The sequence below is a fragment of the Streptomyces cupreus genome (assembly GCF_014257025.1).
Classification (GTDB): Bacteria; Actinomycetota; Actinomycetes; order Streptomycetales; family Streptomycetaceae; genus Streptomyces; species Streptomyces cupreus.
Genome location: NZ_JACMSF010000042.1, coordinates 55,404 through 77,921, shown reverse-complemented (window position 1 = coordinate 77,921; position 22,518 = coordinate 55,404). Strand labels below are relative to the sequence as shown.

Genomic DNA, 22,518 nt, shown 5'->3' with positions numbered 1-22,518 from the left:
CCTCGCCCCTGACTCGCCTCACCCACTCGCCCTCAGCGACTCCCGGAAGGCAGCACCACCATGGCGTCCCTATCCCGTCGGCTCCTGCTCACCGCCACCGCGAGCGCCCTGTTCGTCACCGCCACGGCCTGCGGTTCCGCCGTGAACACGGCGGACGGCTCCTCGTCGGACGGCGTGATCACGCTGTCCATGCACAACCCGGACAGCAAGACCCAGGACCCGGCGACCTGGCAGCTGGTGCAGGAGTTCAACGCCGAGCACCCCGACATGAAGATCAAGCTGGAGGGCCAGCCGGTCGACCAGCACGAACAGCGGATGACCATCGCGGCGCAGAGCGGCACCCTGCCGGAGATCTTCTGGGTCTACGACTCGCTCGCGAAGACCATGGTCAAGAGCGGGGACCTGCTGGACCTGACCCCGATCCTCGAAGAGAACGGCCTGAAGGCGAAGTTCGCCCCGAGCATGCTCGCCGGCTTCCAGCAAGGCGGCATGCAGTACGGCGTCCCGTACCAGGCGCTGATCACCGGCTTCTACTACAACAAGGCGATCCTCGACGAGCACCGGATCGCCGTCCCCGAGACCTTCGAGGACCTGCTGGCCGCGGTGAAGAAGCTCAAGGCCGCCGGCGTGGTGCCGATCGCGCAGGGCGCGAACAACTCCTCGTTCAGCGTCTGGGCCTTCCTCACCATGCTCGACCGCTTCGGCTACGAGGCCGAGTACCCGAAGATCCTTTCCGGCGAGGCCCGTTACGACAACGCCGACTTCCTGCGCCTGTACGAGCATGTGCGCGAACTCGCCGAGGCCGGCGCCTTCCCCGCCAACATGAACACCCAGACCTACGCGCAGGCCGTCGCGTCCTACACGGCCGGCAAGGCGGCATTCCTCGACGCGGGCGTCTGGGAGGCGGCGAAGATCCAGCAGAGCGAGGTGGGCCCGAGCACCGGCTTCTGGGCCGGCCCGACCTTCTCCGACGGTGTCGGGGAGCAAAGGCTCGTCATGAACGTCCCCTCGGCGCCCTTCGTGGTGAGCGCGAAGGTCAAGGAGGACAAGGAGAAGTACGCCGCGGTGAAGGCGTTCATCCAGTTCTACTACAGCGACGCGGGCCAGAAGATCCTCGTCGACAACGCCCAGCCGCCGGTGACCACGTACCGGCCGCAGGTCGACTCGACGAAGAACCCCGTGTTCGCCGCCGTACTGGCCGAAGCCGCCAAGCCCGGCTGGACGAGCCCGAAGGCACAGCCCGACCTGGTCGTCTCCGCGGCCACGGCGAGCGCCATGTACGACAGCTTCTACGGCGTGATGGGCGGCAGCCTCAGCCCCGAAGAGGCAGCCGGGAACGTCCAGAAGACAATCAAGTAGGCGTAAGCAGGCGTCCTCATGAACTGGCTCAGCACGCGCCGGCACTTCGCCCTCATGGTCGCGCCGGCCCTGATCATCTACAGCGTGTACATGATCTACCCGATCCTGTACTCGCTCTACTACAGCTTCAGCGACTACGACGGCGTCACCGCCACCGACTTCACCGGCCTCGACAACTACCGGCAGATGGCACAGGACGACGCCTTCTGGACCTCCCTGCGCAACACCGGGATCATCCTCGGCATCGCCCTGTTCCTGCTGATCCCGCTGGGCTTCCTGCTCGCCGTGCTGCTCAGCGGCCGGGTCCGGGGCAGCGGCGTGCTGCGGGCGCTCGTCTTCGCCCCGGCCGTCATCGCCCCGATCCTCGTCGGGCTGATCTGGATCTTCATCCTGGACCCGGAGATCGGCCTGGTGAACGCCTTCCTGCTGGCGATCGGCGTGCCCGCGCATCCACAGTGGATCGGCGGTCCCACGCTCAGCCCGTACTCGATCGGCCTGGTCTACCTCTGGCAGCAGATCGGCTTCGTCCTGACCATCTTCTACGCGGGCCTGCGCATGCTGCCGCGCGATGTGATGGAGGCCGCGAGCCTCGACGGAGCGGGCCGCCGGCAGAAGCTGCGGTACATCCAGATCCCCATGCTGCGCGAGACGTTCGGCATCGTCACCGCACTCGTCGTCACCGGCGTCTTCAAGGTCTTCGAGCTCGTCTACGCCCTCACCGGCGGGGGCCCCGTCCACCTCTCCGAGGTCATGGTCAGCTACATGTACCACATCACCTTCACCACCCAGCAGTACGGCTACGGCATGGCCCTGGCCGTGGTGGTGTTCGTGGTGGGCGCGCTCGCCTCCGCGGCCACGTTCCTCGGCAACCGCCGTAAGGAGGAAGCCAGTTGAGCACCGACGTGCGCACTCGTCCGGCACCGCCGCCGGTCCGCGAGACGGACCCGCCGCGGCCCCGGCGCCGGGGCCGCGGGGCGGTCGTCGCCACCGCGGTCGCCTACCTGATCACCTTCGTGATCCTGTTCCCGCTGCTGTGGATCGTGCTGCTGTCGTTCCAGACCAACGACAACATCCTGAACCACCCGTTCTCGCTGTCCGATCTCTCCCTGGCCAACTACCAGCGGGCCATGGAGACCCTCAATCTGCTGGTGATGTACAAGAACACGCTGATCCTGGCCGTCGTCTCGGTCACGGTCGGACTGGTCATCTCCTACATGGCGGCGTTCGCGCTGACCCGCATGGTCTTCCGCGGACGTACCCAGAACGCCCTGCGCTACTACTTCCTCGTCGGACTCGCGATCCCCGTGTACGTCCTGCTGTTCCCGGTGTACCGGCTCGACATCGCCTTCGGCCTGTTCGGCAGCTACTTCGCGCTGATCCTGCCGTACATCGCCGTCACGATCCCCTTCAACATCCTGCTGCTGACCGGGTTTCTGCGGGACTTCCCGGAGGAGATCGAGCAGGCGGCGGTGATGGACGGGGTCGGGCTGTGGCGCATGGCCTGGAAGGTCGTCTTCCCGCTCATGCGGCCGGTCGTCGCCACGCTCGCGATCCTCAACGTCATCTACGTCTGGAACGAGTTCCCCTTCGCGGTCACGCTCATCAACGACCCGACGCTGACCACCGTGTCCCTCGGTGTCTCCCAGTTCCAGGGCGTCTACAGCGTGGACCACGGCGCCATGATGGCGTCCGCCACGCTCGTCCTGCTGCCGCAACTGGTGATCTACGCGGCCTTCCAGAAGCAGGTCATCGCGGGCATGACCGCGGGTGCCGTGCGCTGACCTCGACCTCGCAAGGAGCCCCCATGGATTCCGACACCCAACTCCCCCTGTCCCGACGCACAGTGCTGCGCGGCACCGCACTCGCCGCGCTGACCGTCCTGGGCGCGCGCCCCGCGCAGGCCGCCGAAAACGCCCCGGCGGTCCCGGAGAACGCCCCGCATCCGTCGTACGAGGCCATCGTCGGCCTGCTCTGACCTCTGCCCTCTGACCTCTGCCCGAAGGGAAAGCCCATGGCGGACACCGTCTACGACGTCACCACCTGGCCCGGAGCCTCCGTCTCCCCGTACACCGACATCGGCAAGGTGATCAACGAGATCATCGCGGACATCAAGTCGAAGCAGACCACCCAGAACACCAGACCGGGCGCCGTCATCTACATCCCGCCGGGCCACTACGACCTGCTCACCCGGGTCGTCGTGGACATCAGCTTCCTGCAGATCAAGGGCTCGGGGCACGGGTTCATGTCCAACGCGATCCGCGACGAGTCCTCGACCGGCTCCTGGATCGAGGTCCAGCCCGGAGCCAGCCACATCCGGGTGAAGAACACCGACGGCCACAACGAGGCGTTCCTGGTGCAGCGTTCCGGGTCGCCCTCCGTCGTCGGGCGGCTCAACGGTGTCGTCTTCCAGGACTTCTGCATCGACGGCGTGACGTCCTCCAAGCCGTACACACCGGGGAACTCCAAGACCGGTATCTCGGTGCAGTCGGACAACGACTCCTTCCGCTTCGAGGGGATGGGGTTCGTCTACCTCGAACACGCCATGGTCGTCAGGGGCGCGGACGCCGCCAGTTTCACCAACAACTTCATAGCCGAGTGCGGCAGTTGCATCGAACTCACCGGTGCCTCGCAGGTCGCCAAGATCACCAACAAATACCTGATCAGCGCCTGGGCGGGATACTCGGTCTTCGCGGAGAACGCCGAGGGCATGCTCATCTCAGGCAACACGATCCTGTGGGCCTGCAACATCACCCTCACCAACTCCAACCGCTGCGCCGTCTCCGCCAACAAGCTGCTCAGCAACTTCCCCAGCATGGTCTCCCTGTCGAACGGCAGCTCCGGCAACCTCGTCTCCGGCAACCACTTCCGCCGTGTGTACGGCGACGGCACCAGCACCCGCTTCGACGACCTCTACGGCCTGGTCCGCATCAGCGGCGACGACAACGCCGTGACCGGGAACCAGTTCTCCTTCTCGGTACCGGCCGCGAACATCACCCCGTCGGGGGCGGATCCGACGATCGTCCTGGTCGCCGGCGGCGCCCGTAACTACCTGGCCACCAACAACATCACCGCCAACCTCGGCGTCAAGGTCGTCCTCGACGCCTCCTCGACGGCCACGAAGATCCTCTACAGCGCCGCGAGTTCCCAACTGCAGGCGTACACCACCGACTACTCACTGGTGGCCACGCCCTAAGAGGCGTCCAGCTCCTCGTCCAGGGCCAGGGCCGCCGTGATGAGGGCGAGGTGGGTGAACGCCTGGGGAAAGTTGCCCAGTTGTTCGCCGGTGGGGCCGATCTCCTCGGCGAACAGGCCGACATGGTTGGCGTAGGTCAGCATCTTGTCGAAGGCGTAGCGGGCCTGTTCGAGGCGGCCTGAGCGGGCGAGGGCATCGACGTAGAGGAAGCTGCACAGCGAGAAGGTGCCCTCGCTGCCGCGCAGGCCGTCCGGGGAGGCGGCGGGGTCGTAGCGGTAGACCAGGCTGTCGGAGACCAGTTCGGTGTCCATGGCGTCGAGGGTGGACAGCCAGCGCGGGTCGTGGGGGGTGATGAAGCCGACCGCCGGCATCAGCAGCAGTGAGGCGTCCAGGACCTCGCTGCCGTAGTGCTGGACGAACGCCCGGCGCCGCTCGCTCCAGCCGCGCTCCATGATCTGGTCGAAGATGCCGTCGCGGGCGGTGGTCCAGCCGACCAGGTCGGCGGGGCGGGCCAGGTCACGGGCGACGCGGATGCCGCGGTCGAAGGCGGTCCAGCACATCAGCCGGCTGTAGGTGAAGTCCTGCCGGCCGCCCCGGGTCTCCCAGATGCCCTCGTCGGGGCGGTCCCAGTGCTCGGCCAGCCAGTCGAGCACACCGGACAGGGCCCGCCAGCCCTCGTACCCCATGAAGTGGGCGAGGTCCTCGGCTCGGGTGAGGGCGTGCACCGCCTCGCCGTAGATGTCGAGCTGGAGCTGGTCGGCGGCGCCGTTGCCGATGCGGACGGGGGCAGAGCCGCCGTAGCCCTCCAGGTGACCGAGGGTCTCCTCGGCGAGATGGGGGTCGCCGTCGATGCGGTACATGATCTGCAGTGGCTCGCCGGTGACCGTGCGGCCCTCGCGCAGCCGGTCGCCGACCCAGTGCCGGAAGGCGTGGGCCTCCTCGGTGAAGCCCAGGCCGAACAGGGCCTGAAGGGAGAGCGAGGCGTCCCGGACCCAGGTGTAGCGGTAGTCCCAGTTGCGTTCGCCGCCGAGCTGCTCGGGCAGGCCGGCGGTCGCGGCGGCGACGGGGGCGCCGGTGGGGGCGTAGGTGAGCAGCTTCAGTGTGATCGCGGACCGGTTGACCGTCTCCAGCCAGCGGCCCCGGTAGCGGCTGCGTCGGATCCAGCGGTGCCAGAAGCGGTATGTGTCCTCGAACTGTGTGCGGATGCCGTCGGCCGTCGGTCGTGGGGGCGGCTCGCCGCCCGCCGCGCACACCGTCAGCACGGCCGCAGCAAGATGCCCCGGGTCCAGTTCCACGAAGGCGCGCACGTCCTGGCCGTCCGGCTGCAGCGACACCGGTCCCGCCGTCTGGAGGAAGGCCTCGGTGCCTGGGCCTGAGAAGTGTGCCGTGTCCTGGTGCAGGGTGAGGCGGTGGTCGGCGCGGGCGTAGTCGAAGCGGGGGCGGCAGGTGAGCGAGAAGCGGACCCGGCCCCGGGTCACCCGCATGACCCTGACCAGCCGGTGGCGGTCCGTGGCCGTCTCCGGGCGGTCGACGGGCATGAAGTCGACGACCTCGCCGACGCCGTCGGGGGTGAGGAACCGGGTGATGAGTACGGCGGTGTCGGCCAGGTAGAGCTGGCGTGTGGTCACGTCCGCGCGCTCCACGGTGATCGCGAAGTGGCCGCCGCGGTCGTGGTCGAGCAGGGAGGCGAAGACGCTGGGCGAGTCGAAGCGCGGTGCGCAGAACCAGTCGACGACGCCGTCGGAGGAGACGAGAGCAGCGGTCTGGAGGTCGCCGATCATTCCGTGGTCGGCGATGGGCGGGTAGCGCCGCATGGTGTCCCCTTCCGGTCCCTGTCCGGCGGACCTGGTACGTCTCGACCTTCCGCGCCGCACCGGGGGCGGGGCCATGAGGGCCGAGCCGTTCGGGTGATGTGCGCCGCGGGGCTGTTGGTGTGAATCACCGGCACCTCTGGTCGCCTGGGCATGCGGGGGCTGTCCCGCGGTACTTCACTGAGGTGACGGCCGACCCGGGACAGGCAGGAGGTTCGGCATGGCTGGACAGGTGACGCGAGCAGCTACGGCCGCGGTGCTGGCGGCGGTGCTCGCCGCCGGGGCGAGCGGCTGCGCGGACGACGACAACGGCGTCGGGTCGGACGCCGCGAGCAGGGCGGCCTCCGCCGCCGAGTCCCTGGCCTCCCGGGGCGCCGACGCCCTCGCCTCGGCCACGGCGGAGGCCGGGGAGGCGCTGGAGTCGATCAAGGGGGGCATCGACGCGAAGGACGAGGTGAAGCTGGGCAAGCCGGGCACGGACGACGACGGCCGCACCACGGTCACCGTGACGGCGCGGAACACGGCGGACGACACGCAGTCCTTCGCCGTACAGGTCGAGTTCCGCAACGAGGACGGGAAGCTGCAGGACATGGTCGTGGTGACCCTCTCCGACGTGGCCGCGGGCGCCTCCGGCACGGCGACGGCACGCAGCACGCACAAGCTCTCCGGGAGCGTGAAGGCGGAGGTCGGCACGGCTCTGCGGTACTGAACGGGGCGGGCTCGACGGCGCGGCGCACCACAGGGATGCGGCAGGGCGTGGGCGGCGCGGATCCAGCGTCCGCGCGCCCGTGCCGAGGAACTCCTTCCCGTCCTGCCCGAGCTGCCGAGCCGACTGGTCGCGCCTTCACCCCGTAGTGGCGAAGGAGCCGTCGCTCAACCGGTGCTTGACCGGTTCTTCCAGACCTCGCGCAGCACGATCGTGAAGAACTCTGCGTAGGTTCGCTGCACGTTCAGCGCGAACTCCCGGGTATCGCCGTGCCGTTCACGGAGCCGGTTGATCGGGACATTCATCGCGGCATGGTGCTCGATGTGCAGGTTGTTGCCGTTGGTGAACCAGGTGGTGAACCAACTGCCGGTGATCGACCGGGTGTTGCGCAGTACGTCGACGCTGTCGCTGTCGCACAGGATGTGCTCGGGCAGCTCCACCAGGAAGTGCATCGGCATCGCCACGATGAAGGGCAGCAGCCACAGGCGCAGCACGAGGGATCCGCCGCCGAACGCGGACGCGGCCACCAGCAGGGCCAGGAACAGCCCGAACCACCGGTACTCGCTGATGATCGCCTTACGACTCTTCGGGGCTATCTGGCCCATGTCGTACTGCCAGCGGCCCGGCACGCACTGGGCGATGTCCCGCGCCACCCCCACCAGACGCGACACATCGAACAGCCCCTTGGCCAGAGCGCCCAGGGTCAGCGGCTTACGGGTGTCGAAACCGAAGAACTCCGTGTCCTGGGGCGTGCCCAGGTAGCGGTGGTGCTGGAGGTGTCTGACCCGGTAGTGGCTGTACGACACCAGCATCGGGGTCCCCAGCGGCACCCCCACGACCCGGTGCATCCGCGAACTGCGGAACGCCGAGTGGTGCAGGCACTGGTGCTGGAGTTCCACGGCGTGGGTGTACACCGCTCCCAGGATCACCACTCCGGCGGCGGCGGCCAGGTACGAGGACTGGAGAGCGAGCAGCACGCCGACGGCGATCAGTGCGGCGAGCACGAGCAGTTTGCCGACGAAGACGGCTTCGTCCTTGGCGCGAACCGCCGCTCGTTGAAAGAGCAGTTGCGGGGAGATCGAGGTTTGGGACATCAGAAACGTACCCCCTGGTATCTGGTGATCCTGCGCAGGTCGATGCGCGAGCGGCAGCGGGCATGGTCGTGCCCGCGCTGAATGCGTGGGGAAGTGCGTGAAGTCGTGCGAGTAAGAGGGCGGCTACCGGCTGCCGCTACACGTGCGCGTCCCGCTGGCCCGACCGGCGCAGGCCCTGCCGCAGCACCCCGCTGACCAGCAGCGACAGCACCGCCATGGTGGCCATCGTCCAGCCCACCGGACGGTCGCCGGGGAACACTTCGGCGATGCCGCCGGCCAGGACCGCGCCCGTGGCCTGGCCCGCCATCAGGCCGGTGGTGGACAGCCCGAAGGCCTGCCCGCGGACGTCCTCGCGGGTGTTGCGGACCAGTCGCTCCTGCAACGGCAGCGAGGCCGCGAAGCCGACAGCGGAGAGCCCGACCAGGACCGCCGCGAACGGCACCGGCGGTGCCAGCGGGAACACCAGGAACGGCACCGCCAGCAGTGCGCGCAGCGGCAGGATCAGCCGGTCCCGCAGGGCCTCCGGGACGAATCGGCCGACCACGATGTCGCCGAGGAGCATGCCGACCGCGCCGGCCGCGAGCAGATATCCGGCGTCGTCGGTGGCGTACGGGATGAACAGGGCCTCACAGCCGACGACCAGGCCGTTGGGCACCCACATCATCAGGTAGAGAGGCTTGAGGACGGGTGAGGTGAGCAGTTCACGGTTGACACGGCGGCTGCGCTCGACGACCTTTCCCGCGGCGCGCGCCGGGCGGTCGGCCAGCCCGTACCGCGAGGTGAGGCCCGAGCAGAGGCCGACGGTCGCGGCGACGGCGAACAGCCAGGACGGCGACATCACGGCCAGCAGGACGGCACCCACGCCATTGCCGATGATCTGCATACCGCCGACCGTGATGTTCATCGTGGCACGGGCCAGCACGAAGGCGTCCTTCGGCACGATGTCCGACAGCAGCGCGAGCACGGTGCCGGAGGTGGCGGCCATCGCCACATAGCCGCCCGCGAGGATCAGGAACCGCATCCACCAGCTCAGACCGGGGAGCATCTGCAACGTGGCCGTGGTCGTCGAGATGCTCGCCATGACGATCATCGCGGTGCGCGGGCGCATCAGGTCCGAGGAGGCCAGCAGGTAGCGCGCGGTGACGAGCTGCACGAGGGGCCCGCCGAACAGCGAGGCCGCCGTCAGCAGCGGCGAGCCCGTCTCGTGGAACATCACCGTGCCGAGCGCGAGACCGGAGAGGACGACCCCGGTCATCGCGAACAGCCGCACCACGAACAGAACCCGGAACTCACCTATCCCGAACAGCTCGCGATAGGTGGTCATTTGACGTGCAGGTGCTCGATCCGGGCCCGCCACGCCTCGACTTCCCGCGCCACGCACTCCGGCGAGGTGCCGCCGAGGCTGCGGCGCGAGGTCACCGAGTCCTCGACGCCGAGGACCGCGAGCACGCCTTCGTTGATGCGCTCGTCGACCTCCTTCATCTCGTCGAGGGTCAGCTCCGCGAGGTCCCGTCCGCGCTCGTCGGCCAGGCGCACCAGTCGGCCCGTGATGTGGTGGGCCTCCCGGAACGGCATGCCGAGTTCACGGGTGAGCCAGTCGGCCAGGTCGGTCGCCGTGGCATGGGCGGCGCCGGCCGCGGCGCGCATCTGTGCCGGCCGCGCCGTCATGTCGCCGATCATGCCGACGGTGGCCTTCAGACAGAGTTCGAGGGTGTCGGCGCCGTCGAAGGTGCGCTCCTTGTCCTCCTGCATGTCCTTGGAGAAGGTCAGCGGCAGCGCCTTCATCACCGTCAGCAGGCCGAACAGGGAGCCGTGCACTCGGCCGGTCTTGCCCCGGACCAGTTCGGCGGCGTCCGGGTTCCGCTTCTGCGGCATGATCGAGGAGCCGGTCGTCCAGGCGTCGGACAGCTCGATGAAGTTGAACTGCGGGGACATCCACAGCACGATCTCCTCGGCCAGCCGCGACAGATGCGTCATGCACAAAGCGGCGGCGGAGAGGTACTCAAGGGCGAAGTCCCGGTCCGAGACGGCGTCCAGCGAGTTGTGCATCGGCCGCGCGAATCCCAGGAGTTCCGCGGTGCGTTCGCGGTCGATGGGGAAGGAGGTGCCGGCCAGCGCCGCCGCGCCCAGGGGCGCCTCGTTCATACGGTCACGGGAGTCCCGCAGACGGCCGTGGTCGCGCCCGAACATCTCGACGTACGCCATCAGATGGTGGCCGAACGAAACGGGCTGTGCGCTCTGGAGGTGGGTGTAACCCGGCATGATCGTGGCGGTGTTCTGTGCAGCCTGCTCGACGAGCACCTCGATGAGCTGCTGGAGCAGGGCGAGCGCGCGGTCGTGGGCGTCACGCACCCAGAGCCGGAAGCTGGTGGCGACCTGGTCGTTGCGGCTGCGGGCGGTGTGGAGGCGGCCGGACGCTGCGCCGATGAGCTCGCCGAGGCGGGCCTCGATGTTCATATGGATGTCTTCGAGCGCCACGGAGTACTCGAACGTGCCGGACTGGATCTCGCCCCGGATCGTCTCCAGGCCGTCCTTGATCGCGGCGGCGTCCGCCTCGGAGACGATGTTCCGCTCGCTGAGCATCGTGACATGGGCGACCGAGCCGTCGATGTCCTGCATGGCCATGCGCCGGTCGAATCCGATGGAGGCGTTGATCTGCTCCATCACCTCGGACATGCCTTCGCCGAAACGACCCCGAATCAGCCCGCTACCGTTGCTCGCATCGCTCTGCACGATCTGCGCCGCCTTCCTGAAAAGAAGAGAGGGAATAGTGCCGGCAAAACCAAGGCACCCTATCTGACATCGATTTCGACCCCCGACATGACCTGGCAGCACAGATCGATCGCCTGTTCAGCGGTCGAGGATGCGGTCAGCACATAGCCGACCCGTGTGCGGGAGTCCTGGATTGCGGGGACACGGTCCCCAGCCTTCAGCGGAAGGTGCAACTTCACTACACCGGGCAGCCCTTGCCACCGCTGCACCCCGCTGATGGCGGCGACCGTGCCCGGTGGTGGTGTGAAGAAGCGGATCGCCGCGGCACCGGATGGAGCCGGTGCCGGTTCCTGCGGCTCGACCCCGTCGAGGAACCACTGGACGACATGGTCGAGCAGATCATGTCCGGTGGCCTGGCGGACGAGTGTGGGAATGGAGTCCCCGCCGACCCGGGTGTGCGTCTCGATGACTTCCGGGCCCGAAGGGGTCAGTCGCAATTCCGTATGACTGCAACCGTCGGAAATTCCCATGGCGTCGAGGAATTCGCCGACGTACGCCTTGATGGCCGCTGTCATGTGCGGTTCGACCGGTGCCGGGACGACGTGCCCAATCTCCACGAACGCGTCCTGGGTGAACTTGCCGGTGATCGCCAGGACATGGTGGCTGCCGGCACAGCTGAACGCCTCGACCGAGAACTCCTCGCCGGGGAAGAACACCTCGGCGATGTACTCGTCGGCGGAAGCCGGGGGCGTGACCACGTCCTCGGCCCGCCTGAAGCACGACACGCGCTCGCTGCCCTGCCCGTGCCGTGGCTTCACGATCACCGGATAGCCGTGCTCGGTCCCGAAGCCCAGGATGTCCCCGGCGTCCCGGACGACCTCGCACGGGACGCCGGAGAACCCCTTGTCCCGCAGCCAGGTCCGCATCGCGAACTTGTCGCGGGTCCGGGCGACCACCTCCGACGGCAGCCCCCGAACCCCGAGTCCCTCCGCGATGCGGGCCGCTGGGAGCAGGCCCTGTTCCGTCAGGGACAGCACGGCGCTGAAGGGGGTCTCACGGTGGATCGCCCGCAACTGCGGGATCAGCGCCGGATCGTCGTACTCGGTCAGCACCGTGCGCCGGGCGACCGAGAACAGCGCCTGGTCGTAGCGGGCCGGTGTGTCCACCAGCGTGATCTCCGCGCCGGCCAGCCGCAGCCGGTCGCACAGCCCCGGGCCGCCGCCCACGACGACGACGTGCCTCATCTCTCCCACGTCACACCCCCTCCTCGGCGATCAAGCGGTCCGAATGTAGCCGTCCAGGTCGTTCAACGACCCGCTGCGCAGTACGGAGAACCCGGTACGACGATTCACCGAAAAGGGCTCCGCGCCGGGCAGGACGCTGTCTCCGTCGTGCACCCGCACCACTTCCACGCTCTCGGGCAGCTCCTTGTGCGGGCGTTCCTCGAAGTGGAAGCGGATGCCGTGCCAGGCGTCGCGCGCGGTGCGCGGGGCTGCCTTCCACGGCAGGCCTGCCCGGGCGTGCAGGTAGGCATCCTCCAGGGACAGCCCGTACTGGAGCTCCACCAGTTCCGGCACATGCCCGCCGGCGGGGCGGGCGGCGGCCTCGATGACGCTGAACCGCTCCGGAGTCATCTTGAACTCCACATGCATCACGCCCTGCGCCATGCCCCAGCCCGCCGCGATGCGCTCCAGTGCCGCGGGCAGTTCCTGCCGGTGCTGCTCCGGAATCTCGCTGCCTGAGACATGACCGACCTCGTAGCAGGCCGGAAGCGGTGACACGAACTTCCGGGTGAGGGCGTGCGCGACTACCCGCCCGTCCTGGACGACGCATTCGAGGCTGAACTCGGGCCCGGCGACGAACTCCTCGATCAACGCGCCTGTGCTGAAGACGTAGTTGGTCAGCCGGGACAGCTTGAAGTCCGCCATCCTCGCCAGTGTGTCCTCGACCTCGTCCCGTGAGTCGCACTTGCGGACGAACAGGCTCATGGCCATGTCGACCGGCTTCACGATCACGGGGAAGGTCACCGCGTCCCAGTCGACGCGATCGCTCTCCGCGGCCGAGGACAGCGTGGCGACGACGCGCGGCTGCGGGACGTCGTACTCCTCGAACAGCTTGCGCATCAGCGCCTTGTTGCGGGACGCGCGGATGCGGTCGACGTCGTTGTGGCGCAGGCCCAGTTCGCGTGCCAGTACATCCGCGGCGATCACCGCGAACTCGTTGCCCGCGGCCACCGCGTCGAAGCGCCGTGATCCGATCTGGGCGAGCAGCTCTACGGGGTCGTCCGTCAGGGCGGGGACTCTGATCCACTCGTGCAGTGAGTCGACCCCGTCGCCGACCGTCGAGCTGTCGATCGTCGCGATGGTCAGCTGCCAGCCCTCGCGCTCGCAGATCGCCGCGACACGTCGCAGCGACCAGCCCGCCACCGGGTGGAGCAGGAGAATACGCATGGTCACGCACTTTCTACGGAGTCGAGCGTGGCGAAGTACCGCTCGAATCCCACCATCTCCTTGCACCGGCGCACCACTTCACGCTTGTAGTACCGCTGGTACAGGCCGGCCTCGTCGGTCACGCAGTACGACGGCAGCAGCACGGTGCGGGGGCGGTCGCTGTTGTTCGGGCCGCTGAAGTGCGGGGCCAGCGAGTGGAACACCAGGACGTCGCCCGCGTCCAGTGCGGGGACCTCGATGGTCGACGGGTCCAGCTGGGCCGGGTCGAAGTCGCCCTCGGGATTCTCCGGCGGGCCGGGGAGCAGCCGCTGGTGGCTTCCGCGGTAGAAGCCGATGCCGCCGGACTGCTCGTCGCTGGGGAAGAGGTTGACGACCACCGTGCACAGGGCGTCCGGGTCGGTGTCGAGCCATTTCCAGTACAGGAAGTCCTGGTGCGCGGCATAGCCGTTCACCCCGGGCTCCTTGCGGATCAGTTTGGCCTTGAGGATCTCCGCGGAGCCGCCGAGGATCGTTCCCAGCGCATCCATGAGCGCCGGGTGGGTCGCGGCGCCGTTGAGGGGCGGTGAGATGTCCAGGACCGGGTCGAGCCGGTCGAAGACAAACCGGCCGTCGGGTCCGCGCCGGAACTCCGTGCGCAGGTTGAGGTCGTCGTCCAGACCGTCGAGGCTCCATAAACGGTCGCACTCGGCGCGGAAGGCCGCGATCTCGTCGGCGCTGTAGAGGCCGCGCAGCACGGTGTAGCCGTTCTTCCAGTACTGCTCGGTGTTCTCCGCCAGTTCCGCAGCGGCCATCATCGGTCGTCCCCCGTCTCGTACTCGATGTCCTTGAACTCGTCGATCCTCGTGCGCAGTTGTACGGCTGCCTCCCGCACGCGGCTCGGTGCCGTGCCGCCCTGGCTGTCGCGGGAGGCGACCGATGCCTCGACGGTGATGTCCGGCCAGTCCTCCAAGGCCAGCCGGGGGTCGATCTCGCGCCGCGCCGCGAGCGGCAGCTCGCCCAGCGAGCAGCCCTGCTTCTCGGCGAGGCGCACCAGCTCCGTGACCAGATGGTGGGCTTCACGGAAAGGGATCCGCTGCTCGCGGGTCAGCCGGTCGGCCAGATCGCCGGAGGTGATGAAGTTGAGGTCGGCGGCACCCCGCATGGCGTCGGTGTTCGGCCGCATCAGGGCCGCGAGAGAGATCGCGGCGTCCAGGGACAGCGCCAGCGTGTCGGCGGTGTCGAACAGCGGCTCCTTGTCCTCCTGGAGGTCCCTGAAGTAGCTCAGGGGCAGCCCCTTCACCACGGCTTGCAGCGCGTGGAGATTGCCGAGGACCCGGCCGGTCTTGCCACGCACCAGCTCCGCCGCGTCCGGGTTCCGCTTGTGCGGCAGCGCCGAGGACGAGCTGACCAGTTCGTCGGGCAGCGAGATCAGGCCTACGGGCTGGGACGACCAGAACACGAGCTCGGCGCCGAACCTCGACAGATCGAGGGCTGTGGAGGCACCGGCGCTCAGGAAGTCGAGCGCGAAGCCCCGATCGCCCACGCTCTCCAGGGAGTTGGCCGTCGGACGCCCGAACCCGAGTCTCCGCGCCACGGAGTCCCGGTCGATCGGGAAGCCGGTGCCGGCCAGCGCCCCGGAACCCATGGGGCAGTCGTCCTGCAGGGCCCGTACGAAGCGCAGCCGCTCGGCATCGCGCAGGAACGCCTCCGCGTACGCCAGGCACACATGCCCGAAGGTGACCGGCTGCGCGATCTGGAGGTGCGAGAACCCGGGCATGACGGTCGCGGCATGCCGCTCGGCCTGCGCGGCCAGCGCCCGCGCCAGTTCCAGCAGTTTCCCGGTCAGCGCGCTCACCTGGTCGCGGATCCAGAGCCGGAGCGCGGTGACGGCGAGGTCGTTGCGCGCACGCGCGGTGCCGAGCCAGCCCGCGTCGGTGCCGATCCGGGTCTCCAGGTACTGCTCGATCGCGGTGTGGACGTCCTCGGCGGCGGGGTCGAGCGGGTCGGCGCCCGAGCGGATCTCCTCGGCGAGTTCGTCGAGCCCGCGGTGCAGACCGGCCGCGGCCCCGGCCGGCACGATCCCCTGTTCCAGTAGCATCGTGACGTGCGCCCGCGAGACGGCGATGTCGTACCGGGCGAGGCGCCGGTCGTAGTGCCCGCTGGTGCCGATGGCGTCCATGCGCCGTGCGGCCAGCGCCAGTTCGTCGGCGGTCACGAGAGCTCACCGAGCCGGCTGTCGAAGTCGGCCTCCGTCGCCGCCACCAGCTCCGCCCAGTCGGGTCGCAGGCAGAACAGGAGCAGGGCGCGGGCGATGTGCAGGCGGGCGACGGCCTCCGGGTAGACCACGGACTGCGGTCCGTCGATGACCTCGGGCACGACCTCGTCGCCGCGGTACGCGGGGAGGTTGTGGAGGAAGACGGCGTCGGGGCGGGCCAGGGACATGAGTGCGGGCGTGACCCGATACGGGGCGAGGATCTCGCGGCGCTGCTCGGCCTCGTGCGCCTTGTTCATCGGGATCCACGCGTCGGCGACCACCACATGGGCGTCCTTGACGGCGGCCTCGGGGTCGGTGGTGGCGGTGAATCCGGCCAGGTGCGCGGTCCGTTCGGCGGGCAGCGCCATTCTCTCGGGCGTCGCGCAGGTGAGGCGGGCGCCCACCTTGGCGGCGGTCTGCGCGAGCGACAGGGCGATGTTGGTGCCGTCGCCGACGAAGGCGATGTCGATGCCCTCCATGGCGCCGAACTGCCGCTTGATGGTGAGGAAGTCGCACAGCGCCTGCGTCGGGTGGTGCTCGTCGCACATGCCGTTGATGAACGGGACCGGGGACAGCTCGCAGATCTGTTCCTGGGTCGCGTAGTCGTAGATACGGCTCAGGAGCACGTCGTTGAAGCCGCCCGCCACGTTCACGAAGTCGGGCAGGTGCTCGGTCTTCGCGGCATGGCGTCCGACCCGGGCCTCAGCGCCGTTGTAGTGGATCGCCTGGCCGCCGAGGTCGCCGATGGCCCGCTCGAAGGCGGTACGGGTGCGCAGGGACGTCTCGTCAAAGATCATGCCCAGGCATTTGCCGCGCAGCAGGGCGGGCAGATGGCCGGACTTCCGGACGTGCCGCTCCAGGGCGTCGGCGACCGCGACGATGTCCCGTACGTCAGTTGCGCTGAGGTCCTCGATCGTCAGCAACTGCTTCTTCTCGGCCATCAGCGCACGTCCTTCAGGACGTTGCCGAGCTGCCGCAGCCGCAGGGCGTTGAGGCGGATGAATCCCGTCGCATCCCGCTGGTGATAGCCGCCGCCTTCTTCGAAGGTGACCAGATCCTGGCTGTAGAGGGAGTTCGGGCTCTTACGGCCCTCGACAATCACGTTCCCCTTGTACAGCTTGAGGCGCACGGTGCCTGTGACCCGCTCCTGGCTCTTGTCGACGAGCGCCTGGAGCATTTCCCGCTCGGGGGCGAACCAGTAGCCGTTGTAGATGAGTTCGGCATAGCGCGGCATCAACTCGTCCTTGAGATGCGCTTCGCCGCGGTCGAGCGTGATGGATTCGATGGCACGGTGCGCGTGCAGCCAAATCGTTCCGCCGGGCGTTTCGAAAAGTCCCCGGCACTTCATTCCGACGTACCGGGTGTCGACGATGTCGATCCGGCCGATGCCGTTCTCCGAGCCGAGTTCATTGAGGCGGGTGAGCAGGGCTACCGGGTCCAGGGCCTCGCCGTCGATCGCGACGGGGTCGCCCTTGACGAAGTCGATCTCGATCGTGGTCGGCCGGTCGGGGGCCTCTTCCGGCGACTTGGTGCGCACCCAGGCGCCGTCCTCCGGCGTGATCCAGGGGTCCTCCAGCTCCTTGCCCTCGCACGAGATGTGCAGCAGGTTGGCGTCGGCCGAGTAGGGGGCGCCGCCGCGCTTGTCCTTGGTGACGGGGATGCCGTGCAGGTCGGCGAAGTCGACGAGCTGGGCACGGCCGGCCATGTCCCACTCCCGCCAAGGCGCGATGACCTGGATGTCCGGCGCGAGCGCGTAGTAGCCCAGCTCGAAGCGGAGTTGGTCGTTGCCCTTGCCGGTCGCGCCGTGTGCCACCGCGTCGGCGCCGACCTGCCGGGCGATCTCGATCTGCCGCTTCGCCACGAGCGGCCGGGCGATCGGCGTGCCCATCAGGTAGTTCCACTCGTACGCGGCGTTCGCGCGGAACACCGGGAAGGCGTACTCGGACACCAACTCGTGCCGGAGGTCCTCGATGAAGATGTTCTCAGGCTTGACGCCCAGCGCCAGGGCCCGGTGCCGGGCGGCTTCCAGCTCCTCGCCCTGGCCGAGATCAGCGGTGAACGTGACGATTTCCGCGTCGTATTCGAGCTGAAGCCACTTCAGAATGACTGAAGTGTCGAGTCCCCCTGAGAAGGCCAGGACGATTTTGCGTGGCTTGGTCATACCTGAAAATCTCCCTCAGCTTTGCTTGACAGCGTTCCCGTGGAACGACAAATAGGCCAGTCGTAGCTTTCGGATTCCCCCCGCCCCAAACCACTGCGCAGAACTGCCGGACGGCTCGCTCCGGCAGGCAGCGGTGATCTCCCCGCCTGATCAGACTGAATGAATGAACATGCGCGATCAAGGGCCTCAGAGAAACATCTCAGGATGCGAGATCATCGGGGCGCTCATGCCCAAGTACAGCCACTTGTCAGGCAGTTGAAACATTCGAGCGGACCACTTACCCACCTCTAGCACTTCGCCTTCATATTCAACTATCTGCAAATCTATGCATTAGGCGCACGGCTGCACGAAAGGGTGCCCTCCTCACTCTCGTCGAGCAGATCCAGCAGCGTCGCCCGTGCCCGCGCCACGCGTGAACGCACGGTGCCGACAGGGCAGTCGCTCAGCTCGGCGGCCTCCGCGTAGGGCAGGCCGAGCAGTTGGGTGAGCACGAACGCCTCCCGGCGCTCGTCGGGCAGGGAGCCCAGCAGGTCGAGCAGGACGACACCGTCGTCGAACCCGGGCAGGCCTCGCGGCTGGGCGTTCTCCACGGCCAGTTGCCAGTCCGGTACGTCGGACAGACGCGGGCGCGCCGACGCGCGGCGGTAGCCGTCGATCACCGCGCGACGGGCGATGGCCAGCAGCCAGGAGCGGGCCGAGGAGCGGCCCTCGAACCGGTGCAGGCTGCCGAGCGCGCGCAGGAAGGTGTCCTGCGCGAGGTCGTCCACAGCCTGGGGATCGGCGCACAGGTGGGCGACATAGCGCAGCACGTCGCGGTGGAGCGCGCGCACGAAGTGCTCGACGGCGGCCGTGTCACCGGCCCGGGCGGCGAGCGCCCACGCGGTCGTCGACTCGTCGAGGGAGGTGGATCCGTGGGACGCCGCCGGTTTCGGCACGGCAGGAGCGATCACCTGATGTCCTTCGGGTCGTCCGGAGTCCGGACCGCAGGCGTGCGGGCACGCGAGGACACGGCACAGACAGGCGCGGCGGTCCGCGACCCGGTGAAGTGAGTGGGGATACGGCCGTAGGGCGGCCGTCAGCGCCGGCTGTCGTCAGGCGACAGCGAGCCCCACTGGTGGACCCCGAGAGGTGATCGCATGGGCGAGGAGGAGGCGGGGCACGCGGTCCGCGCGGCGTCGGCCCACGCGCAGGCGTGGACGCTCCGGCGGCGCGGGCAGGGCGAGCAGCAGGCGCAGCGGTGCGGCCAGCCAGCCGGCCACGGCCCGCAGGATGCGGAACGCGGCCTTCTCGCCGTACGCCAGCCACAGGCCGCACAGCAGGGCGGCGAGCAGGTGGGCGGCGAGCATGCCGGGTGAGGACGACGCCGGGGCGGCCGTATCGGCACTCATGTGGTCCATGTGCGCCATGTGGCTCATGTCCATGGAGTGCTCGTGTGCCGGGCCGGAAGCCGACTGCGCCCACGAGAAGGCCGAGTGCAACCCCGTCTGCGCGGCCACCACGACCGTCACGATCAGCGGCAGCCCCCGCTCATGTCCGGCCAGCAGCCAGCCGACGGCGCTCGTCGCGGCCACACCGGCGGCCAGCGCCCACGCGGGCACATGGCTGCCGGACATCAGGACGTGACCCAGGGCGGCGAGCAGCACGCACACGGCCGCGAACACCGCGGCCCTGATCGTGCGAGTACACCACCCTGCCGTCATGGCGCCTCATCCTCGCATCCGGGCATGGACCGTCAGGCGTGGGTACGGCTTTCACCTCTGATCGGTTCAACCCTGATCGGTTCACCCGTGATCGGTTCACCCGGCTCGCTTGTTCATGTCCATGAATAAGAATCAAGTACGCGGATATTGACGCGCACACAACACCACACCCAAGCTTCCCGGAGAAAGCGCTTACCCCCCAAGGTTCCTGGAGGCACCCGATGCACCTGAGACCCGCCCTCGCGTGCGCCGCACTGCTCGCCGGTGCGCTGGTCGCGCTGTCCGGCAACCCGGCACAGGCCGCGACCACCCGGTACGAGGCCGAGGCCGCCGTCTGCACCGGCACCATCGACTCCGACTGGACCGGGTACTCCGGCAGCGGTTTCTGCAACGGCACCAACGCCAGTGGCGCGTACGCCCAGTTCACCGTGAACGCGGCCACCGCCGGCACGGCGACCCTGAACGTCCGCTTCGCCAACGGCACCACCACCGCCCGTCCGGCGAGCCTGATCGTCAACGGCACCACCGTGCAGACCCCGTCCTTCGAGGGCACCGGCGCCTGGTCGACCTGGGTCACCAAGACGCTGACCGTGACGCTGAACGCGGGCAGCAACACCATCCGCCTCAGCCCGACCACCGCGGCCGGACTGCCCAACCTCGACTACCTGGACGTCGTCACGTCGGACACGACGCCGCCGACCGGCAGCGCCCTCTACGTCGCCCCGAACGGCACCGACAGCGCCGCCGGCACCCAGTCGGCGCCGACCACCCTCACCTCGGCGATCAGCCGGATCTCCGCGGGCGGAACCATCTACCTGCGCGGAGGGACGTACAACCAGTCCTCGACGGTCACCATCCCGGCCGGCAGCAACGGCACCTCCAGTGCCCGCACCACGCTCGCCGCCTACCCGGGCGAGACGCCGGTGCTCAACTTCTCGGCGCAGAGCGAGAGTTCGTCCAACCGCGGGCTCCAGCTCAACGCCTCGTACTGGCACATCAAGGGGCTGGTCGTCGAACGGGCCGGGGACAACGGCATCTTCGTAGGCGGCAGCAACAACGTCATCGAGCGCACGGTGACACGCTTCAACCGTGACACCGGGCTCCAGCTCGGCCGGATGGCCTCCACCACGCCGACCGCGCAGTGGCCGTCCAACAACCTGATCCTGAGCGCCGAGTCGCACGACAACGCCGACTCCGACGGCGAGGACGCGGACGGCTTCGCCGCGAAGCTGACCGTCGGTGCCGGGAACGTCTTCCGGTACGCCGTGGCGCACAACAACATCGACGACGGCTGGGACCTCTACACCTACTCCGACTACGACCCCATCGGCACGGTGACCATCGAGGACTCCCTCTCCTACGAGAACGGCACCCTCAGCGACGGCTCCCAGGCCGGCAACGGCGACCGCAACGGCTACAAGCTGGGCGGCGAGAATGTGCCGATCAACCACATCGTGCGGCGCAGCATCGCCTTCGACAACGGCAAGCACGGGTTCACGTACAACAGCAACCCGGGCACGATGACGATCTCCAACAACGTCAGCGTCGACAACACCGAGCGCAACTTCAACTTCGACGCGGGCACCTCGGTGTTCCGGAACAACACCTCCTGCCGCTTCAGCAGCGGCACGAACGACCGGATCATCGGCGACTCCGACAGCACCAACCAGTTCTGGTCCGGCACGAACGGCTCCCGCTGCTCCTCCTACGACGGCGCCCTCGGCTGGTCCTTCGCCTCGGACGGACGCCTGGTGGTGACGTTCGGCGGCACGGTGGTCACGCCGTAACCTCGGCCGCACCGGCGCCCGACCCGCTCGCGGGCGCCGGTGCTCACCTCGTCCCGACGGTCCGCAGGATCACCGGCACCAACGTCCGTGCCGCGTCGACGACTTCGCGCACCGAGACCTGCTCGCGCGCACTGTGGGCGACCGCGATGTCCCCGGGCCCGAACTGGAGCGTGGGGATCCCGGCACCGGCGTACAACCGCAGATCACTCCCGTACGTCGCCCCACGCACCCGCGGCTTCCCGTCCCCGACCGCGTCGACCCGCGCGTCCCGCACCACGTCCGCCAGGGGATGTCCGTCCGGCAGCGCACCGCTCGCGAACTGTCCGCCCGGCCAGGTCACGACCGCCGGATGCTCCCGCAACCACGGGTCCTCGGCGCAGGCTTCGGCCACGCACCGCTCGAACTCGGCCCGCGCATGGGCGGGTTCCTCCCCCAGCCGCACCCCGAGCCGTCCCTCGGCCACCAGCAGGTCGGGCACGCTGCTCGCCCAGTCACCGGCGCGCAGGGTGCCGACGGAGAGGCCGTACGGGATCGGGTACTCGGCCATCAGCGGCGCGGGATCCCTGTTCCGCTCGGCCTCCAGGCGGGCCAGCGCCCGGTGCAACGGCAGATAGGCGTCGATCGCGCTCACGCCCTGCTCGCGTGAACTGCCGTGCGCGGACTTCCCCGGCACCGCGATCCGGAAGGTCAGCGCACCGGCGTTGGCGGTGATGACACTGCCCCGGTCGGCTCGGTGATGACACAGGCGTCACCGCGATACCCACGCTGCAGAGTCCCGAAGGCACCGAGACCGCCGTCTTCCTCGCTGACGACGAAGTGCACGGCGACCCGCCCCCGCAGCCGAACCCCGGCCGCCCGTATCGCGGCCAGCGCGGCGAGGTGCGCGGCCAGTCCGGCCTTCATGTCACAGGCGCCACGGCCGTGCACGAGATCTCCGGTGACGCGGGGGGCGAAGGGGTCACCGTCCCAGGTGGCGAGGTCTCCGGGGGGTACGACATCGACATGGCCCTGAAGGACGAGGGTCGGCCCGTCACCGCCGGCCGTCGTACCGACCAGTCCCCAGGCCTCGTCGCGGGGGGCTTCGGAGCCGGGGAAGTCGGGGTGGGCGCGGAGTGCGTCGAGGTCCATGGACCACAGGTCGACGTCGAGGTCCAGAAGCTCAAGCCTCCGGGCCAGAAGATGCTGGATCTCGGACTCGGCAGCGCTGCCGGTGACACTGGGGACGGCTATGAGTTCCAGCAGCGTACGGGCGATGTCGGCATCATCGATCGCGGCGAGCGCGGCGCCCTCTTCACGGCTCAGCATAAGGCCG

General features: G+C 68.8%; 19 protein-coding genes and 1 pseudogene. 7 read left to right on the top strand and 13 right to left on the bottom strand.

The window, feature by feature from the left end; translation table 11 throughout:
- Nucleotides 1-60 precede the first annotated feature (60 nt).
- Genes H4N64_RS31230 through H4N64_RS31210 form a run of 5 tightly spaced genes read left to right on the top strand, consistent with a single transcriptional unit; the run spans nt 61 to nt 4,552 of the window.
- Entirely contained in the window at nt 61-1,359 is a 1,299-nt protein-coding gene (locus tag H4N64_RS31230; protein WP_186285790.1) for an ABC transporter substrate-binding protein, read from the top strand.
- A gap of 18 nt (nt 1,360-1,377) precedes the next feature.
- Nucleotides 1,378-2,253 carry a carbohydrate ABC transporter permease gene (locus tag H4N64_RS31225; protein ID WP_186285789.1) on the top strand — a complete coding sequence of 292 codons (876 nt, stop codon included), beginning with the start codon at nt 1,378-1,380 and terminating at the stop codon, nt 2,251-2,253.
- Entirely contained in the window at nt 2,250-3,140 is an 891-nt protein-coding gene (locus tag H4N64_RS31220; protein WP_260860076.1) for a carbohydrate ABC transporter permease, read from the top strand. Before H4N64_RS31225 ends, H4N64_RS31220 begins: the two co-directional genes overlap by 4 nt.
- 23 nt (nt 3,141-3,163) lie before the next feature.
- A complete protein-coding gene (locus H4N64_RS31215) occupies nt 3,164-3,334 on the top strand; it encodes a hypothetical protein (RefSeq protein WP_186285788.1) in 171 nt (56 codons plus the stop codon).
- A gap of 36 nt (nt 3,335-3,370) precedes the next feature.
- A complete protein-coding gene (locus H4N64_RS31210; RefSeq protein ID WP_186285787.1) occupies nt 3,371-4,552 on the top strand; it encodes a NosD domain-containing protein in 1,182 nt (393 codons plus the stop codon).
- On the opposite strand, the gene H4N64_RS31205 is transcribed toward H4N64_RS31210, so the two are convergent.
- Nucleotides 4,549-6,366: a glycoside hydrolase family 15 protein gene (locus H4N64_RS31205; protein WP_186285786.1), complete on the bottom strand. Its 1,818-nt coding sequence runs from the start codon at nt 6,364-6,366 to the stop codon at nt 4,549-4,551. The two genes, H4N64_RS31210 and H4N64_RS31205, sit on opposite strands and share 4 nt — an antisense overlap.
- A 217-nt stretch (nt 6,367-6,583) precedes the next feature.
- Between H4N64_RS31205 and H4N64_RS31200 the strand changes: the two genes are divergently transcribed.
- The gene (locus H4N64_RS31200) at nt 6,584-7,072 is read left to right on the top strand and encodes a hypothetical protein (protein WP_222109603.1); all 489 of its coding nucleotides are present in this window, start codon (nt 6,584-6,586) and stop codon (nt 7,070-7,072) included.
- A 164-nt stretch (nt 7,073-7,236) separates the two neighbouring features.
- Here the strand turns inward: H4N64_RS31200 and H4N64_RS31195 are convergent, their stop codons facing one another.
- From H4N64_RS31195 to H4N64_RS31145, 11 genes are all read right to left on the bottom strand, one after another.
- Nucleotides 7,237-8,163, bottom strand: coding sequence for a fatty acid desaturase family protein (locus H4N64_RS31195; protein ID WP_186285785.1), 927 nt, complete (start codon nt 8,161-8,163; stop codon nt 7,237-7,239).
- A gap of 136 nt (nt 8,164-8,299) precedes the next feature.
- Complete coding sequence (locus H4N64_RS31190; RefSeq protein WP_186285784.1) at nt 8,300-9,487, bottom strand: MFS transporter; 1,188 nt, start codon at nt 9,485-9,487, stop codon at nt 8,300-8,302.
- The gene (argH, locus tag H4N64_RS31185) at nt 9,484-10,896 is read right to left on the bottom strand and encodes an argininosuccinate lyase (RefSeq protein ID WP_336246840.1); all 1,413 of its coding nucleotides are present in this window, start codon (nt 10,894-10,896) and stop codon (nt 9,484-9,486) included. The genes H4N64_RS31190 and argH (H4N64_RS31185) overlap by 4 nt, the downstream gene beginning before the upstream one ends.
- 59 nt (nt 10,897-10,955) lie before the next feature.
- Complete coding sequence (locus tag H4N64_RS31180) at nt 10,956-12,119, bottom strand: ATP-grasp domain-containing protein (protein WP_260860079.1); 1,164 nt, start codon at nt 12,117-12,119, stop codon at nt 10,956-10,958.
- Nucleotides 12,120-12,149: 30 nt separating this feature from the next.
- Entirely contained in the window at nt 12,150-13,325 is a 1,176-nt protein-coding gene (locus tag H4N64_RS31175) for an ATP-grasp domain-containing protein (protein ID WP_186285782.1), read from the bottom strand.
- Nucleotides 13,326-13,327: 2 nt separating this feature from the next.
- Entirely contained in the window at nt 13,328-14,119 is a 792-nt protein-coding gene (locus H4N64_RS31170) for a phytanoyl-CoA dioxygenase family protein (RefSeq protein WP_186285781.1), read from the bottom strand.
- Nucleotides 14,116-15,519, bottom strand: coding sequence for an argininosuccinate lyase (gene argH / locus H4N64_RS31165; RefSeq protein ID WP_222109601.1), 1,404 nt, complete (start codon nt 15,517-15,519; stop codon nt 14,116-14,118). Before argH (H4N64_RS31165) ends, H4N64_RS31170 begins: the two co-directional genes overlap by 4 nt.
- Nucleotides 15,516-16,499: an ornithine carbamoyltransferase gene (locus H4N64_RS31160; RefSeq protein ID WP_186285780.1), complete on the bottom strand. Its 984-nt coding sequence runs from the start codon at nt 16,497-16,499 to the stop codon at nt 15,516-15,518. The genes argH (H4N64_RS31165) and H4N64_RS31160 overlap by 4 nt, the downstream gene beginning before the upstream one ends.
- Nucleotides 16,499-17,719: an argininosuccinate synthase gene (locus H4N64_RS31155; protein WP_186285779.1), complete on the bottom strand. Its 1,221-nt coding sequence runs from the start codon at nt 17,717-17,719 to the stop codon at nt 16,499-16,501. Before H4N64_RS31155 ends, H4N64_RS31160 begins: the two co-directional genes overlap by 1 nt.
- A gap of 323 nt (nt 17,720-18,042) precedes the next feature.
- The gene (locus H4N64_RS31150; RefSeq protein ID WP_186285778.1) at nt 18,043-18,669 is read right to left on the bottom strand and encodes a sigma-70 family RNA polymerase sigma factor; all 627 of its coding nucleotides are present in this window, start codon (nt 18,667-18,669) and stop codon (nt 18,043-18,045) included.
- Nucleotides 18,670-18,810: 141 nt separating this feature from the next.
- Nucleotides 18,811-19,419, bottom strand: a complete 609-nt coding sequence (locus H4N64_RS31145) for a hypothetical protein (RefSeq protein WP_186285777.1) — start codon at nt 19,417-19,419, stop codon at nt 18,811-18,813.
- Nucleotides 19,420-19,640: 221 nt separating this feature from the next.
- Between H4N64_RS31145 and H4N64_RS31140 the strand changes: the two genes are divergently transcribed.
- Nucleotides 19,641-21,206 (top strand): carbohydrate-binding protein, encoded by a 1,566-nt coding sequence (locus H4N64_RS31140; protein ID WP_186285776.1) that lies wholly within the window; start codon nt 19,641-19,643, stop codon nt 21,204-21,206.
- 43 nt (nt 21,207-21,249) lie between these two features.
- Here the strand turns inward: H4N64_RS31140 and H4N64_RS31135 are convergent.
- Nucleotides 21,250-22,511: pseudogene (locus H4N64_RS31135) on the bottom strand (ArgE/DapE family deacylase).
- Between the last annotated feature and the right edge of the window lie 7 nt (nt 22,512-22,518).

Coding starts and splice junctions, on each gene's coding strand:
- H4N64_RS31180 (WP_260860079.1), bottom strand. CDS start 12,119: ATGAGGCACGTCGTCGTCGTGGGCGGCGGCCCGGGGCTGTGCGACCGG.
- H4N64_RS31215 (WP_186285788.1), top strand. CDS start 3,164: ATGGATTCCGACACCCAACTCCCCCTGTCCCGACGCACAGTGCTGCGC.
- H4N64_RS31160 (WP_186285780.1), bottom strand. CDS start 16,499: ATGGCCGAGAAGAAGCAGTTGCTGACGATCGAGGACCTCAGCGCAACT.
- H4N64_RS31155 (WP_186285779.1), bottom strand. CDS start 17,719: ATGACCAAGCCACGCAAAATCGTCCTGGCCTTCTCAGGGGGACTCGAC.
- H4N64_RS31230 (WP_186285790.1), top strand. CDS start 61: ATGGCGTCCCTATCCCGTCGGCTCCTGCTCACCGCCACCGCGAGCGCC.
- H4N64_RS31200 (WP_222109603.1), top strand. CDS start 6,584: ATGGCTGGACAGGTGACGCGAGCAGCTACGGCCGCGGTGCTGGCGGCG.
- H4N64_RS31140 (WP_186285776.1), top strand. CDS start 19,641: ATGCACCTGAGACCCGCCCTCGCGTGCGCCGCACTGCTCGCCGGTGCG.
- H4N64_RS31170 (WP_186285781.1), bottom strand. CDS start 14,119: ATGATGGCCGCTGCGGAACTGGCGGAGAACACCGAGCAGTACTGGAAG.
- H4N64_RS31195 (WP_186285785.1), bottom strand. CDS start 8,163: ATGTCCCAAACCTCGATCTCCCCGCAACTGCTCTTTCAACGAGCGGCG.
- H4N64_RS31225 (WP_186285789.1), top strand. CDS start 1,378: ATGAACTGGCTCAGCACGCGCCGGCACTTCGCCCTCATGGTCGCGCCG.
- H4N64_RS31190 (WP_186285784.1), bottom strand. CDS start 9,487: ATGACCACCTATCGCGAGCTGTTCGGGATAGGTGAGTTCCGGGTTCTG.
- H4N64_RS31210 (WP_186285787.1), top strand. CDS start 3,371: ATGGCGGACACCGTCTACGACGTCACCACCTGGCCCGGAGCCTCCGTC.
- H4N64_RS31205 (WP_186285786.1), bottom strand. CDS start 6,366: ATGCGGCGCTACCCGCCCATCGCCGACCACGGAATGATCGGCGACCTC.
- H4N64_RS31145 (WP_186285777.1), bottom strand. CDS start 19,419: ATGACGGCAGGGTGGTGTACTCGCACGATCAGGGCCGCGGTGTTCGCG.
- H4N64_RS31175 (WP_186285782.1), bottom strand. CDS start 13,325: ATGCGTATTCTCCTGCTCCACCCGGTGGCGGGCTGGTCGCTGCGACGT.